The 15275-nt window shown below is 68.9% G+C and carries 16 protein-coding genes; 6 read left to right on the top strand and 10 right to left on the bottom strand.

The features are described 5' to 3' along the window. Positions 1–2 precede the first annotated feature (2 nt). The gene (locus tag SBI67_RS00335; protein WP_318978667.1) at positions 3–326 is read right to left on the bottom strand and encodes a hypothetical protein; all 324 of its coding nucleotides are present in this window, start codon (positions 324–326) and stop codon (positions 3–5) included. A 103-nt stretch (positions 327–429) separates the two neighbouring features. Here SBI67_RS00335 and SBI67_RS00330 point away from each other — a divergent pair, with 103 nt between their 5' ends. Further along, complete coding sequence (locus tag SBI67_RS00330) at positions 430–2049, top strand: fatty acid--CoA ligase (protein WP_318978666.1); 1620 nt, start codon at positions 430–432, stop codon at positions 2047–2049. Positions 2050–2101: 52 nt separating this feature from the next. Here SBI67_RS00330 and SBI67_RS00325 read toward each other — a convergent pair whose 3' ends face one another. The 4 genes from SBI67_RS00325 to SBI67_RS00310 all read right to left on the bottom strand — a co-directional run bounded on the left by SBI67_RS00325 (position 2102) and on the right by SBI67_RS00310 (position 6631). Further along, the gene (locus tag SBI67_RS00325) at positions 2102–3292 is read right to left on the bottom strand and encodes a lipid-transfer protein (protein WP_318978665.1); all 1191 of its coding nucleotides are present in this window, start codon (positions 3290–3292) and stop codon (positions 2102–2104) included. Positions 3293–3345: 53 nt separating this feature from the next. Further along, on the bottom strand, positions 3346–3687 hold the full coding sequence (locus tag SBI67_RS00320) for a DUF732 domain-containing protein (RefSeq protein WP_318978664.1): 342 nt from the start codon (positions 3685–3687) through the stop codon (positions 3346–3348). A gap of 96 nt (positions 3688–3783) precedes the next feature. Further along, a complete protein-coding gene (locus SBI67_RS00315; protein WP_318978663.1) occupies positions 3784–5427 on the bottom strand; it encodes a serine/threonine-protein kinase in 1644 nt (547 codons plus the stop codon). Between the two features lie 70 nt (positions 5428–5497). Continuing rightward, positions 5498–6631, bottom strand: coding sequence for a BTAD domain-containing putative transcriptional regulator (locus SBI67_RS00310; protein ID WP_318978662.1), 1134 nt, complete (start codon positions 6629–6631; stop codon positions 5498–5500). A gap of 77 nt (positions 6632–6708) precedes the next feature. On the opposite strand from SBI67_RS00310, the gene SBI67_RS00305 reads away from it, so the two are divergent. Then, complete coding sequence (locus tag SBI67_RS00305) at positions 6709–7836, top strand: NAD(P)H-dependent amine dehydrogenase family protein (RefSeq protein WP_318978661.1); 1128 nt, start codon at positions 6709–6711, stop codon at positions 7834–7836. On the opposite strand, the gene SBI67_RS00300 is transcribed toward SBI67_RS00305, so the two are convergent. Next, entirely contained in the window at positions 7833–8876 is a 1044-nt protein-coding gene (locus tag SBI67_RS00300; protein ID WP_318978660.1) for a zinc-binding dehydrogenase, read from the bottom strand. The genes SBI67_RS00305 and SBI67_RS00300 overlap by 4 nt on opposite strands. A gap of 37 nt (positions 8877–8913) precedes the next feature. Between SBI67_RS00300 and SBI67_RS00295 the strand changes: the two genes are divergently transcribed. Both SBI67_RS00295 and SBI67_RS00290 read left to right on the top strand, forming a co-directional pair. Continuing rightward, positions 8914–9387, top strand: a complete 474-nt coding sequence (locus SBI67_RS00295; protein WP_318978659.1) for an SRPBCC family protein — start codon at positions 8914–8916, stop codon at positions 9385–9387. A gap of 12 nt (positions 9388–9399) precedes the next feature. Beyond that, positions 9400–10248, top strand: a complete 849-nt coding sequence (locus tag SBI67_RS00290; protein WP_318978658.1) for a patatin-like phospholipase family protein — start codon at positions 9400–9402, stop codon at positions 10246–10248. A gap of 1 nt (position 10249) precedes the next feature. Here the strand turns inward: SBI67_RS00290 and SBI67_RS00285 are convergent, their stop codons facing one another. The 3 genes from SBI67_RS00285 to SBI67_RS00275 all read right to left on the bottom strand — a co-directional run bounded on the left by SBI67_RS00285 (position 10250) and on the right by SBI67_RS00275 (position 12500). Further along, positions 10250–11203 carry a patatin-like phospholipase family protein gene (locus tag SBI67_RS00285; RefSeq protein WP_318978657.1) on the bottom strand — a complete coding sequence of 318 codons (954 nt, stop codon included), beginning with the start codon at positions 11201–11203 and terminating at the stop codon, positions 10250–10252. 6 nt (positions 11204–11209) lie between these two features. Next, complete coding sequence (locus SBI67_RS00280) at positions 11210–11989, bottom strand: SDR family NAD(P)-dependent oxidoreductase (RefSeq protein WP_318978656.1); 780 nt, start codon at positions 11987–11989, stop codon at positions 11210–11212. Between the two features lie 76 nt (positions 11990–12065). Next, entirely contained in the window at positions 12066–12500 is a 435-nt protein-coding gene (locus SBI67_RS00275) for a lipoprotein LpqV (protein WP_318978655.1), read from the bottom strand. A 120-nt stretch (positions 12501–12620) separates the two neighbouring features. Between SBI67_RS00275 and SBI67_RS00270 the strand changes: the two genes are divergently transcribed. After that, a complete protein-coding gene (locus SBI67_RS00270; protein ID WP_318978654.1) occupies positions 12621–13223 on the top strand; it encodes a cysteine dioxygenase in 603 nt (200 codons plus the stop codon). Between the two features lies 1 nt (position 13224). Next, a complete protein-coding gene (locus SBI67_RS00265; protein WP_318978653.1) occupies positions 13225–13611 on the top strand; it encodes a rhodanese-like domain-containing protein in 387 nt (128 codons plus the stop codon). On the opposite strand, the gene SBI67_RS00260 is transcribed toward SBI67_RS00265, so the two are convergent. After that, positions 13582–15273 carry an alpha/beta hydrolase gene (locus SBI67_RS00260; protein WP_318978652.1) on the bottom strand — a complete coding sequence of 564 codons (1692 nt, stop codon included), beginning with the start codon at positions 15271–15273 and terminating at the stop codon, positions 13582–13584. The two genes, SBI67_RS00265 and SBI67_RS00260, sit on opposite strands and share 30 nt — an antisense overlap. Between the last annotated feature and the right edge of the window lie 2 nt (positions 15274–15275).

The raw sequence follows: 15275 nt of genomic DNA, 5'->3' as shown, positions 1-15275 counted from the left end.
CATCATGGCCCATGTTGCTGGTTTGCGGTGCAGTCGAGCGACACCGAGATCGACCGGCTGACCACCACCTCGATGTAGTCGTAGTCGTGTTTGCCGTTACGGCCGTTGTCCACCCTGATCAGCCGGGTCACGGTCTGCGGGTTGCGCACGCTGGTGACGACGCACTGATCCAGCGGGGCGCTACCGACCCGGTCGACGTTGACGGTGTAACCCTCGGACTCCAGCCGACCGATGGTTTCCTGCGCCGACTCGTCGGCGCGGGCCGGCGGTGCGGCGGTGAGGAGCACGGCCAGTGCAGCCACCGCGGCGAGAAGTAATGGACGCATCGCGCGCCCCCTGTCGGATTCTTGAACACCTGCTGTGAACTACATCGCCGGGCGGCGGTGATTCGTTGCAGGCGATCTCCGCGCTGGCGCTACCATCGCGGCGGTGTACTCCACCATGCAGAACTGGCCGCTGACCATCACCGCGATCCTGCGTCACGCCTGCGGCGTCAACGGGGACCGCGTCGTCACCACCGCCACCGGGCAGGGCCATCGCAGCCTCACCTACCGTGAAGTCGGCGAACAGGCCGCCCGGCTCGCGAATGCCCTGCGCGGGCTGGGGATCACCGGTGACCAGCGGGTCGCCACGTTCCAGTGGAACAACGCCGAGCATCTGGTCGCGTACCTGGCCGTACCCGCGATGGGGGCGGTGCTGCACACGCTGAACATCCGGCTGGCGCCCGAGCAGATCGCCTATATCGCCAACGAGGCCGAGGATCAGGTCATCATCGTCGACGCCTCACTGGTCACCCTGCTGTCGCCGGTGCTGCCGCAGCTGACCACCGTGCACACCGTCATCGTCGTCGGCGACGGGGATACCAGCGCGCTGACCGGGCCGACGGTGCTGCGTTACGACGAACTGCTGGCCGGCCAGCTCACCGAGTTCGACTGGCCCGAACTCGACGAGAACTCCGCCGCCGCCATGTGCTACACCAGCGGCACCACCGGCAATCCGAAAGGTGTTGTCTACAGCCACCGTTCGAGTTATCTGCACGCGCTGACGGCGTGCACCGCCAACGCGCTGGACGTCAGCTCCAGCGACGTGGTGCTGCCCATCGTGCCGATGTTCCACGCCAACGCGTGGGGTCTGCCCTACGCCGCGCTGATGGCCGGTGCCGACCTGGCCATGCCGGACCGGTTCCTGGACGGGACCTCACTCATCGAGCTGATCGAATCGCGGCGCCCGACGGTGGCCGGCGCGGTCCCGACCATCTGGAACGATGTCATGCATTGCCTGGAAAAGTCTGGCGGCCATGATATTTCGTCTCTGCGACTGGTTGCCTGCGGTGGCTCGGCCGTGCCGTTGTCGTTGATGCGGACGTTCCAGGAGCGCCACGGCGTCTACATCCAGCAGGCCTGGGGGATGACCGAGACCTCGCCACTGGCCACCGTCGCCAAGCCGCTGCCCGGGGTCTCCGAGGAGCGGCACTGGCAGATGCGGGCCACCCAGGGCCGGCCGATGTGCGGGGTCGAGATCCGCATCGTCGACGACGAGGGCAACCGGCTGCCCGACGACGGCCAGGCCGTTGGCGAGCTGGAGGTCCGCGGGCCGTGGATCACCGGCGGTTACTACCTGGGCCGCGACGCCGAGAAGTTCGACAGTGGCTGGCTGCGCACCGGTGACGTCGGCGTGATCGACTCGGACGGTTATGTGACGCTGACCGACCGGGCCAAGGATGTCATCAAATCCGGCGGGGAATGGATCTCCTCGGTGGAGCTGGAGAACCATCTGATCGCGCATCCCGCCGTGCTGGAGGCCGCCGTGGTGGGCGTGCCCGACGAGCGCTGGCAGGAACGTCCGCTGGCTGTCATCGTGCTGGACGAAGGAGCCTCGGCCGAGGCCGCCGAGCTGCGAGAGTTCCTGGCGGACAAGGTGGTGCGGTGGTGGCTGCCCGAGCGCTGGACGTTCATCGAGCAGGTCCCGCGCACCAGCGTCGGCAAGTACGACAAGAAGACCATCCGGGCCAGGCACGCCGACGGCGTCTACGAGGTCATCATCCTGTGATTTGTGGAGCCGCACCCGTAATGGTTACGGGTGCGGCTCCACAAATCGCCGTTCAGCGCTCGGCGCGCTGATACGCGGTGACCACCGCCGCGCCGCCGAGCCCGATGTTGTGCTGCAGGGCCGCGCTGACGTTGTCGACCTGGCGCATGTCCGCGGTGCCGCGCAGCTGCCAGGTCAGCTCGGCGCACTGCGCCAGACCGGTCGCGCCCAGCGGGTGGCCCTTCGAGATCAGGCCCCCGGACGGGTTGACCACCCACCGCCCGCCGTAGGTGGTGTCGTCGTTGTCGATCAGGGCGGGCGCCTCACCAGGACCGCACAGGCCCAGCGCCTCGTACAGCAGCAGCTCGTTGGCCGAGAAGCAGTCGTGCAGCTCGATCACCTGGAAGTCGGCCGGGCCGAGGCCGGCCTGATCGTAAACCTGTTGGGCGGCCTGCACATTCATGTCGTAGCCGATGATGTTGGCGGCGCTGCCGTCGAACGTGGAGGCGAAATCGGTGGTCATCGCCTGCCCGACGATCTCCACGGCCTGGCCGGCCAGGCCGTGCGCGTCGACGAACGCCTCGCTGGCCACGATGGCCGCACCCGACCCGTCGGAGGTGGGGGAGCACTGCAACTTGGTCAGCGGGTCGGAGATCATCTTCGCGGCCAGGATGTCGTCGAGGGTGTACTCGTCCTGGAACTGCGCGTACGGGTTGTTCACCGAGTGCTTGTGGTTCTTGTAGCCGATCTTCGCGAAATGCTCTGCGGTGCTGCCGTACTTGCGCATGTGCTCGCGTCCTGCTGCGCCAAACATCCACGGCGCCACCGGAAATCCGAACTCGTCGATCTCGGCCAGCGCCTTGACGTGCCGGCCAAGCGGGGATTCCCGGTCCTGTGCACCGCCACCCAGGGAGCCGGGCTGCATCTTCTCGAAGCCCAGTGCGATGGTGCAGTCGGCCAGTCCGCCGCGGATCGACTGTGCGGCAAGGTAGAGCGCCGTCGAACCGGTGGAACAGTTGTTGTTGACGTTGACGATCGGGATGCCCGTCATGCCGAGCTCGTAGAGGGCGCGTTGGCCCGAGGTGGAGTCCCCCGAGCAGTACCCGACGTAACCCTGCTGCACCTCGGTGTAGTCGATGCCGGCATCGGCCAGCGCCTTGGTGCCGGACTCGCGGGCCATGTCGGGATAGTCCCAGCCTTCGACCCGTCCGGGCTTCTCGAACTTCGTCATTCCGACGCCGACGACGAAAACACGATTCGGCATGGTGGTCCCTTTCGCTTCATTGCGGTCGAGACCGAACATACTTCGCGGGTTTCTCAGGCGAACGCGTCGGTGTACTGCGGGCAGTAGTAGTCGATCGACATGACGACGAAGGCGGCGGCCTGCCGGGTGGTCAGGTCGGTGTCGGCGAGGATGTCCATCCCGATCTCGGTGCCGGTCGCGCCGGCTTTCAGCTCCGAGCACACCTGGCGCGCGTTGCCGATGACGTCGGTGGCCGAGTCGTAGGCGATGCCCTCCTTGGCGATCTCGTCGAGAAACGCGCTATCGGTCTGGGAGGTGATGGCATTCGCCGTGCCGGCCGAGGAGAGGGCGGCCAGCCCCAGCGCCAGCCCGGACAGGGTGGTGACGACGGCGGCGCGGGCGGCGGTGCTGAGCATGGTGTGGACTCCTGATGAGGTCGGTTCCGGTCGTTCCGGGCGACCACAGGGTCCAACGGCGATCTTGATGGATTCTTGGTGGATCCTTGGCAGCGCTCAGCCGTAGGCCAGCCACCACTGGTGCAGCTGTTCCATATCGGGTGCCTGGATGTTGCCGATCATCAGATCGGAGTTCTTGGTCCAGGTGATGTCGGGGCCGTCGGCGTAGGTGCCGCAGGCGATCGAGCCCTCGGCCCGCTGGGCAGAGTCGGTGTAGTGCCACGTCGTCGGCGAGTCGATACCGCTGCCAGGGCATTGCAGCAACTCGGAGTCGCCCTGGATGGCGTCGTCGAAATGCCCCGACAGCGCGCCCTGGTCGGCGAACAACGAATACCGAGACGCGGCCGGTCCGCCCGGCGAGGTGGCCGGCCCGCAGTCGACGGTGGCCAAGGCTCCGGTGATCGGCGGGTGCACCACCTGGCAGGCGCCCGGCGCATAGTCGCGGGGCAGCATCCCCAGCAGCCGGTTTTCCAGGGTGCCGGGGCTTTCGGGTTCGGTACTCCCGGCGGGTTCGGTGGTCTCACTGGTCTCGACCGGTTCCGTGGTCGAGGTGCGTGCTGTTGTCGTGGTCTTGGTGGCCGGTGCTGCCGTGGTGTCCTCGGGCTTGACCAGCCAGAACACCCCGAGTGCGGCGATGACCAAGACGAACATACCGGCCGCGGCCGCGATGGGCACCCAGGCGGTCTTCTTCCGGGGTCCCGGAGCGCCGGGCGGGGTCTGGTTCCAGGTGGGGCCACTGGGCTGGGGTGTGTGGAAGCGCGCGGGTGCCGGCGGCGTGGTGGGGTACGGGGTGGGTGCCCCGAACCGCGGCGCGGGCCGGGTGGCGGCCTCGCCGCGCGCGACGATATCGGCCGCTTGCGTCTGGTCCCGGGTGCTCAGCGCCTGCGTCGCGGCGGCGGCCAGCTCGCCGGCGGTGGCGAACCGGTCCTCGGGCTTCTTGGCCATGCCACGGGCGATCACGGCGTCGAATGCGGTGGGAATCCCGGGCCGGATGGTGCTCGGCGCCGGCACCGGGTTCATCAGATGGGCGGTGATCACCATGCTGACGCTGTCGCCGGGGAACGGCTGCCCACCGGTCAGGCATTCGTGCAGCACACAGGTCAAGGCGTAGACGTCGGCGCGATAAGTCACCGTGCCGCTGGTGAACCGTTCCGGGGCCATGTAGGCGTAGGTGCCCACCGCGGTGCCCAATTCGGTCAGCTTCTCGTCGCTGGCCGCATTGGCGATCCCGAAGTCCACCAGGTAGGCGAAATCGTCCCTGGTGATCAGGATGTTCTCCGGCTTGACGTCGCGGTGCATGATGCCGCTCTCATGGGCAGCGTCCAGCGCGGAGGCCACCTGGCCGATGATGGCGACGGCACGCGCCGGCGGCATCGGGCCGGAGGCCTTGAGCAGCTTGCGCAGGTCCTGGCCGTTGATCATGCGCATGTCGACGTACAGCACGCCGTCGATCTCGCCGTAGTCGTGGATCGGCACCACGTGCGGCTCCTGCAGACGCCCGGCCGAATGTGCTTCGCGCTGCAGCCTTTTGCGGAACACCGGGTCGTGCGAGACGCCTTCGGGCAGCAGTTTCAGCGCGACGATGCGGTCCTTGACGGTGTCCTCGGCCTCGTAGACCTCGCCCATGCCGCCGCGCCCGATGAGCCGCCGCAACCGGTAAGGGCCGAACTGGGTGCCCTCGCGCGAAGTCGGCCCGGTCATGTCTGCCTCGCTCCTCTACGTCCGCAGGCTCAACACCCTAACGGGTGGCCGGAACGCGCACAGCGGAAGCTCAGCCGGGGTGCACGATCTCGAACACGAATTCGTGCTCGCAGATGCGGAACCGGTCACCGTCGTTGAGGGAGGCGGTGCCACGGATGCGCTGACCACCCACCTCGACACCGTTGGCCGAGCGCAGGTCGGTGATGACGAAACTGGTCCCGGTGTCGATGATGACCGCGTGGTGGCGGCTGACATTCGGCTGGTCGAGCACGATGTCGTTGTCCGGCAGCCGGCCGATCCGGGTGGCGGCCGCCGCCAGCGGGTGCACCCGCCCGGACAGCGAGCGGATCTGCGCCGCGGCCGTCTGCACCCCGACTGCGGTGTGCAGGTCGAGATTGTTGATCTTGTGCACGGCCGTGGTCCGCGCCGCCTGCCGGACGTTCAGCGGTTCCTGCCGCAGGATCCGCTCGTACAGCGAACGGATCGTCGCTCCTGGATCGATGCCAAGGTCGTCGGCCAGCGTCGTCCTGAGGCGCTGGTAGGCATCCAGCGCGTCGGACTGTCGATCGCTGAGGTAGTACGCCGTGATGAGCTGCGCCCACAGCGGCTCGCGGTAGGGGTATTCGACGACCAGTGGTTCCAGTTGGCCGATCACGGTATACGCACGGTTGCAAGCGATTTCGGCCTCGGCATGCGCGGTGTGTGCCACCACTTTGTCCTCCACCAGAGCGGTGGCGAAGGGATCGACGAACTCGAACTCGCGAAGGTCGTCGAGCACCGGGCCGCGCCACTGGGCCAGCGCCGTGGACAGATGGTTGCTGGCCTGTTCGAACTGCCCGGCCGCGGCGGCTTGCACGCCGGCGCCCTTGGCCGCGATGAACCGGCCGATATCGCAGTTGCCGTCGTCGACGGCCAGCCGATAACCCGGTGCCGCGCTGGCCAGCACGGCACGACCGTCGGCTCCGGTGCTGGAGATGAGCTTGCGCAGGTTGGAGATGTACGAGTGCAGGCTGGCCTTCGGCTCCGGCGGCGGGAACTGCTCCCACGCCGCGGTGACCAGCGAATCGCCGCTGACCGGCCGATTGCGGCTCATCACCAGCAACGCCAGCACGGCCCGCTGCTTCGGCGTCCCCAACGGTAGCGGTCTGCCGTCGACGGTCACCTGCAACGGGCCGAGCACACCGAAGTCCAGGCCGTTGGTCATCACCGGTCATTGTGCCGGGCAGCGCGCCGAAAGGTGGTAGAACGTGTTCTAGTTCTTGCGCTGGGAAGGGAGCGACAATGGCGTTGCGCGTGGTGCAGTGGGCGACCGGCGGGGTGGGCAGCGCGGCCATCAAGGGCATCCTCGACCATCCCGACCTCGAGCTCGCCGGGGCATGGGTGCACAGCGCGGCCAAGAACGGCCGGGATGTCGGGGACATCGTCGGCACCGGCCCGCTCGGGGTGCCGGCCACCAACCGCGTCGAGGACATCCTCGCGCTGGACGCCGACGCCGTCATCTATGCGCCGCTGCTGCCCGATCCCGACGAGGTGGCCGCGTTGCTGCGGTCGGGGAAAAACGTGGTGACACCGGTCGGTTGGCTGTACCCGAGCGCGAAACAAGCTGCGCCCCTGCGCGAGGCGGCCCTGGCGGGCGGAGTGACGCTGCACGGCACCGGCATCGCCCCCGGCGGATTCAGCGAGAAGTTCCCGCTGTTGTTGTCGGTGTTGTCCACCGGGGTGACCTTCGTCCGGGCCGAGGAGTTCTCCGACCTGCGCACCTACGACGCACCGGATGTGCTGCGGCACGTGATGGGGTTCGGGGACACCCCGGACAAGGCGATGAGCGGACCCATGCAGAAGATGCTCGACGGCGGTTTCATCCAGGCCGTCCGGATGTGCACCGACAAACTCGGCTTCCGGGCCGATCCGCGGGTGGTCACCGCCCAGGAGGTGGCGGTGGCCACCGCTCCCATCGCGTCGCCGATCGGCGACATCGCACCCGGACAGGTCGCCGCCCGCCGGTTCCACTGGGAAGCGCAGGTCGACGGCGAACCCGTTGTGCGGATCACCGTCAACTGGCTGATGGGTGAGGAAAACCTCGACCCCCCATGGACTTTCGGCCCGGAAGGGCAACGCTACGAGATGGCCGTGCGCGGCAATCCCGACTTCACCGTGGTGGTGCGCGGATTCCAGGGTGAGCCGGGCGACGACGTGAGACCCGGTTCGATCGTCGGCTCCGCCGACCACGGTTCGACCGTCGGCTCCGCCGACCACGGTTCGACCGTCGGCTCCGCCGAACCGGGTGTGGTGGGCACTGCGGCGCATTGCGTCAACTCGGTGCCCGCGGTGTGCGCCGCGCCGCCGGGCATCGCCACGTATCTGGACCTGCCGTTCGTCGCGGCCCGGGCCGCCTCACATCTGAGCTAGGGCTGCACCAGGATTCGGATCGGGTCGCCGTCGGCTCGCTCCAGCTTCTCGATCCCCGCGGCGATATCCTCCAGCGGCACGATCTGGCTGATCGAGCGGTGCAGGTCCAGCCGGCCGAGCGACACCAGATTGGCCAAGGTCCCGATATCGGCGTTCTGATAGCCGAGGTGGCCGAGCACCTGACGCTTGGTGAGATTGAACAGCGACGTGGGCCCGATGCTCGGTGCGTCGGCGCTCATACCGACCCCGACCAGCCGGCCCCCCACGGTCAGGGCCGCCAGCGCCTGGTCGAACGTCTGCGCCACCCCAACCGCGTCGAACGCGACGTCCACCCCGCGGCCGCCGGTGACATCGATGATCTTGTCGCGCAACGACTCATCGCGGGCATCGAACGCGTAATCGGCGCCCAACTCCAACGCGCGCTGCAGTACCGCGGGTTTGATGTCCACCGCGATGATGGGCGCCGCACCGACCAACCGGGCCAGCTGCACGATATGGGTGCCGATCCCGCCCACACCCCACACTCCGACGGACTCGCCGACACCCACCTGGCCTGTCCGCACGACGGCACCGAACGGTGTGGACACCGCGTCGGCCAGGATGGCGGCCTGCTCGAGCGGGACGTTTTCGGGTACCCGGGTGAGCCCGAACGCCTGCGCGACGGTGTACTGCGCCCACGCCCCGTCGTAGGCGAAGGCCATCAGCTGGATGCGCAGACAGTTGCTCAGGTCGCCGCGCAGGCAGTTCACGCAGCCCAGGCAGGGCCGGCCCGCGGCCACCACCACGCGGTCACCCTCGGCCCAGCCGGTGACTCCCGGCCCCAGCTTGGCGATGGTGCCCGACGCCTCGTGTCCCTGGGTCACGACGGGTGTCTGCGCGGGGAAGGTGCCGTTGATCAGGCTCAGGTCGGAATGACAGATACCGCAGAATTCGACCTTGACCAGGACCTCGCCGGGGCCCGGCTCGGGTATCGGAACATCCTCGACCGCAACGGTTTTCGAGTCGGCGTAGAATCGCTGCGCACGCATCGTCGCTGGCATGGAGCTCCCTCGGTCGGTCCCGGCTACCATGACCATCATGGCGCAGCCACTGACGGTGGAGCAATCAGGGGCGATACCGGTCCTGCCCGAGGATCTGTTCCGCGACATGGTGCCCATGCCGCTGCCGACCTTGTTCCGGCGCTGGTACGGGCCCATCCCGCCGATCAAGGAGACCCGCGGCCAGACCGGCGCGTGGGACGCGGTCGGCCAGTCCCGCACGGTGGTCCTCACCGGCGGCGGCAGCATGCGTGAGGAACTGACCTCCTACGATCCGCCGAGGTCCTTCGGCTACCGGCTCACCGACGTCAGGGGGCCGTTGGCGCCGCTGGTCTCCAGCGTCGACGGCCAGTGGCTGTTCGAACCGGCGGGCACCGGCACGGTGGTGACGTGGCGCTGGACCATCCACCCGCGATCGGTGTTGGCGGCGCCCCTGCTGCCGGTGTTCGGCAGGCTGTGGAAAGGCTATGCCGCCCAGTCGCTGGCCGAACTGTCCGACCAGATGGTCCGCTAGGTTCGGGCGACCGTGAAACGTGGCTTGATCTTGGCCGGTGGCGGGTTGGCCGGCATCGCGTGGGAAACCGGGGTGCTGGCCGGTATCGCCGATGCCTCCCCGGACACCGCGGCCGCCGTGCTGGCGGCCGACGTGCTGCTGGGCACCTCGGCCGGTTCCGCAGTCGCCGCCCAGGTGAGCAGCGGCGCCGCGCTCGACGACCTCTACGCCCGGCAGATCGCCGACGAGACGCACGAAATCGCCTCCGGCGTCGACATCGACGAGGTGGCCGAGCTGTTCGTCGCCGCGCTCGCCGAGTCCGGCAGCACCGAGGCGCGGCTACGCCGGATCGGCGCGATCGCGGTGGCCGCCGAGACCGTCCCCGAGGCAGTGCGCCGCCAGGTCATCGCACACCGGCTGCCGGTGCAGCAGTGGCCCGACCGGGACCTGCGGATCACCGCCGTCGACGTGGCCACCGGCGAATTGGCCGTTTTCACACCGGAATCCGGTGTCCCGCTGGTCGATGCGGTCGCCGCCAGTTGCGCGGTGCCCGGCGCCTGGCCGCCGGTCACCGTCGGGGCGCACCGCTACATGGACGGCGGGGTGCGCAGCGCGGTGAACACCAGCGCGGCCGCCGACTGCGATGCGGTGCTAGTGCTGGTGCCGGCCGCCCGCAACGCCCCGTCCCCGTTCAGCGGCGGGGTGGCCGACGAGATCGCGACCTTCCCTGGCGCCTCGATGGATGTCTTCGCCGACGACGCCGCGCTGGCGGCCTTCGGGCGTGACCCGCTCGACCCCCGGTGTCGTCGGCCGTCGGCAGAGGCGGGCCGGGCGCAGGGGCGCCAGGTGGCGGCGGCGGTCGCCGAATTCCTGTCCCGCTGAATCAGTCCAGCGCGCCGAGTGCGGCCGCGGCCAGCTCCTGACCGATCTCGATGACCTCGTCGGCACGGTGGAACTCCAGGCTGCGGCACGCGGTACGGGGCACCTCGATGAGCAGGTCGGGCGGGTAAGCCGCCAGGGTGTGCCGGGCCAGCGCCGCCTGGGCGATGTCGATGGTGCGGTTCATGATCTCGAAGCTGCCCAGCCGCGGGGCCGTCGGCACGCCGCTGGCCTCCTCGAGCGCGACCTCCGGCTCGACGGCGCTGCTGAACCGGCTGAGCACCGACCGCGCGGCCGGCGTGTCCAGCACCCGCTGGGCCGCCGTGGTGTCCAGCAAAGCCGTTGTGCTGCGCCACATTCGGCCCAGGAACTCAGCGGTCGGCCGCGGTTCGGGTTCGCCGGGCCGGGTGGCCGGATCGGGTCCGCCCAGGCTGATGGCGATGGTCAGGTCGGCGTTGACGGCCGCGATCGGTGCCATCGGCAGCGGGTCCAGGATGCCGCCGTCGGCCAGCAGCCGACCGTCGACCACATGCGGGGTGAAGATCCCCGGAATCGCGATGGACGCCCGGATCGCGTCGTCGAGTGGGCCGCGCTGCATCCACACCGATTTACCCGCGATCAGATCGGTGGACACCGCCGTATACGGGATGGGCAGCCGCTCGATGGTGGCATCGCCGAGAATCTCGCGCACCGCGTCCAGGATCTTGCCGGCCCGCAGCACCCCGGGTGAACTGATCGAGGGGTCCAGCAGCCGCAGCACCGCCCGCTGGGTCAACGAGCTTGCCCAGACGGCGAATTCGTCGAGCTTGCCGGCGGCGTACAGGCCGCCGACAAGGGCGCCCATCGACGATCCGGCGATGCCGACGATCTCGTACCCACGGTCGGTCAGTTCGTTGATCACCCCGATGTGCGCGTAGCCGCGCGCACCTCCACTGCCGAGGGCGAGGGCAACCTTCATCGCCGGTCAGTGTTCCTTCATGATGCGTTGGGCCATCGGGGCCAGCAGCCGGCCGGGTAGCAGCCGGGTGCCGGCGGCCAGCACCGTGTTGGCGAGCCCGGAGATGACCGTCGGGCCGGATCGGTCCACCGCGGCCAGCGCGGCGTCCACCACCTGGCGGGAGGTCTGCCTGCCGCGGGTCATGAACTGCTTGCCGGTGCGCGCGAAGAACTCCGTCTCGGTGGCTCCCGGGCACAGCGCCAGCACCCGCACGCCGGTGCCCTTGGTCTCCTGCCACAGCGCCTCGGTGAACGACAACACGAAGGTCTTCGTGGCGCCGTAGACCGCCATGGTCGGGGTGGGCTGGAAGGCCGCGGTGGAGGCGACGTTGAGCACCAAGCCGTTGCCCGCCTTGATCATCGGCGGCAGGAATCGAGCGGTCAGGTCGACCAGCGTTGCGCAGTTCAACTGGATCTGGGCGGCCAGCGCGTCGGGGTCCAGGTCGGCGAAGTGGCCGTGCGATCCGACGCCTGCGTTGTTGATCAGGATGTCGACATGGCGGCCCAGCTGCTGAACCTGGCCGAACAGCTGCGCACCCGATCCCGGCACGGACAGGTCGGCGGCGATCACGTCGATGGTGACGCCGGGCGTGCGGCGCAACAGCGTGGCCCGCAGTTCCTCCAGCTTGTCCGCGCGGCGGGCGACCAGCACCAGGTCGGCCCCGAGGCCGGACAGCTGGTGGGCGAACTCCTCACCTATTCCGCCGCTGGCGCCGGTGATCAGTGCGGTCCGATGACGAAAGTCCACGTTTCCATCCTGCCGTATGTCGAGGGCCCCCGGGATGGGGCCGGGCCGGGGCTTGCGCTCACCCTGATTCGAAAGGTCAGCCGCATTCGCCGTTGGCCGCGGCGTTGGCCGCCATGATGACGCCCGCCTGCTGGGCCGGAGTCAGTTGCGCCCACGGGGTGTTGAAACTGCCCGGCCCGCGGGCATCGGGGGCCTGCAGCGTCTTGAGGTAGGACTCCACCAGGGTGCGCGGTTCGGCGTGCTGCTCGTCGAGCCACAGCTTGGCGGCATGGCAGGCCTGGCCGTACTGGGATTCGGTGGCGTCGGACGGGACGTCGACGGCGGTCGTGACTCCGTCGGGGGAGACCGCGACGGCGCCGGCCGGCAGCGGCGACTCCTGCGGCAGCGGGGGCGGCTCCGAGGTCGGTGTTGCGGAGGTGGAGTTCGGCGCGGCCGGCGTGTCGGAGTGCGAAGAACAACCGGCCAGGACGGCTGCTGCGGCCGCCATCACCAGGATCGGGTAGCTGCGCATGCTCCCCAATCTATGCAACACTCGCGACCGTGACGGAGGGGACCGGTTTCCGAGGCTGTTGTTGCGCTCGTTGAGAGCACCAGCGCCCGCTATCCGTTCGTCCTTTTTCTGGAGTCACCCATGGTTTCCGCCTCTGCTTCTGCGCTCGTCACCCCGCCCGCGGTGTCCGCACCCACCCGGCTGCGGCTGCCCGATCTGCTCAACGCCACCGACCGCTGCGCCGACGACGTGTTGTCCGGCCGGTATGACCGGTTGCTGCCCGCCGGCGGCCCGCCCACCGACGAGCGCTGGTACAGCCGCCTGTATGGCGACGACGAACTCGATATCTGGCTGATCAGCTGGGTGCCGGACCGGTCCACGGAGTTGCACGACCACGGTGGTTCGCTGGGCGCGCTGACGGTGGTGTCGGGTGCGCTGACCGAGACCCGCTGGAACGGCGAGGCGCTCAAACGCCGTCGGCTGCGCGCCGGTGATCAGGCGGCGTTCCCGCTGGGGTGGGTGCACGACGTGGTGTGGGCGCCCTCTGCGGCGGGTTGGGGGTACCACCCGCTTGCGGGGGAGAGCGTAGCGACCGGGGGATCGGTTGGAGTACCGGCAGCCCCGGTCACACTGAGCGTGCACGCCTACTCGCCACCGCTGACCGCGATGTCCTACTACGAGGTCACCGACCGGCAGACGTTGCGGCGTAACCGGACCGAGCTGACCGACGCACCGGAGGGCTGACATGAGCCGTATCGACGACATCCTGGCCGCCGCCCGGTCGCGGCTGCGCCGCCTAGAGGCCCACGAGGTGCCCGCCGCGCTGGAACGCGGTGCACTGCTGGTCGACATCCGGCCGGCCGCCCAGCGCGCCGCCGAGGGTGAGGTGCCCGGCGCCCTGCTGATCGAGCGCAATGTGCTGGAGTGGCGGGCCGACCCGACCAGCGCGGCGCGGCTGCCACAGGCCACCGGCGACGATGTCGAGTGGGTGATCCTGTGCTCGGAGGGCTACACCTCCAGCCTGGCCGCTGCCGCCCTGCAGGACCTCGGCCTGTACCGGGCCACCGATGTCATCGGCGGCTACCACGCGCTGGCGGCCGCCTCACTCGTCGGAGCGCAAGAGCGGGCGTAGCGCCTCGGTCTTGGCGGGGGTCCAGCCCGGCGGCTGCAGCACGGCCGCCCAGGCGTTGGCGACATCACGTACGTAGACGTGGCCGTGGCCGTCGGGCACGTCGACAGCCACCGCCATGTCGGCCGACACCTGCAGGAACGTCACCACCGGAATCCATTCCATCCGCGGCGAAACGTCATAGCCCCGAGGCTCTCTGAGCCAATCGGGTTTGGCGAACAGCAGATCCGGGTTCCACCACGCGATCGGGTCGGAGGCGTGCTGCATATAGACCACCCGCGGAGTCGACCACGGGTCCGCAGGCCGGTTCAGGTTGTCGGGCCGCGCGACGAACCTCGCGTTCTCACCCTTGTCGTAGATGGGCAACCACTGCGGGGAGCCCGCATCGCGATTGATGGTCAGATCGGTCCAGATGGTGTTGTTGAACGTCGGACCGGAGAACAACGCGCCGTCGGTGCGGGCGACCAAGTTGTTCAGGGCCAGGAAGGGCGCCTCACCGCCGAAAGAGCCGAGGCTCTCCCCGAACACGACCAGCTTGGGCCGCTTGTTCTCGGGCAGTTCGCGCACCATCGCGTCGACCTGTTCGAACAGCGCCTGGCCGGCCTGGCGGGCGTTCTCCTTGTCCACCAGGAACGAAATCCAACTGGGTAGGAAGGAGTACTGCATGGACACGATCGCGGTGTCACCGTTGTACATGTACTCCAGTGCCGACGCCTCGGCCTCGTTGATCCAGCCGGTGCCGGTGGTGGTGGCCACGGCGATCACCTTGCGGTTCAGTCCACCGGTGCGCCGAAGTTCCTCGGCCGCCAGCTTGGCGATCGCCTTGATCCCCTGCGCCGAGTTGAGCCCGGCGTAGGCCCGGATCGGTTCGACGGCGTTGGCGCCGTTGAACTTCGACAACTCTTGGACGGACGGGCCGCCGGAGACGAAGACCCGGCCCTGATGCCCCAGTGACGCCCAGCTGACCAGCGACTGCGGTCCGCCCGAACGCAAAGGTGTTGTGGGAGCCGGGTTGTCGGGATCGTCCTCGTTGTTGACCGATTCGAAGGTGTTGTTGATGGTCGACATCGCGAACCGCACCACCACGCCGTTGAGCAGTGCGATGCCCAGTGCCAGCAGCAACGCCACCGCAACCGTCGCCGACATCCTCGGCGGCGCGACGCGCTCCAGCTGGCGGACCAGGAAGTGCACCAATCTATCGATCAGCTGGCCGATTTCGACGAAAGCGAACAGGAAGACGATGGACAGCACCGCGGTCAGCGGGTGGTCCCAGAACGTCAGGCGCGGCACGCCGAACAGATCACGGACGTCGTCCTGCCACACGTGGAACCACACGATCGCGGCGGTCTGGCCCGCGATACCGACCACGATGAGTGCTCTCCACGCCCACTTCGGGGCCGGCGGGCTGGTGTCCTTGGAGCGCATGAAGCGCACCAACCACACGCCGAAGACGCCGAACAGGTAACCGAGCGCACCCGCCGCGCCGCTGACCAGCCCCTGGAACAGCGGGCCGCGGGGCAGCAGCGACGGCGTCATCGACAGCCAGATGAACAGCAAACCCACCGCGGTGCCGAAGAAGGTGTAGTGGCGAATCCACCAGGCCCGCTTGGGCGACGGGAGCGCGTCCGGTTGTTCCGGTGCTTCGGTCTCGGCGGCGGTGCTCACCG

The organism is Mycolicibacterium chengduense, from assembly GCF_033741155.1.
In the GTDB taxonomy this organism is placed as follows: domain Bacteria; phylum Actinomycetota; class Actinomycetes; order Mycobacteriales; family Mycobacteriaceae; genus Mycobacterium.
The sequence above is the reverse complement of the archived record's forward strand: the minus strand, read 5'-3'. Positions and strand labels throughout refer to the sequence as shown.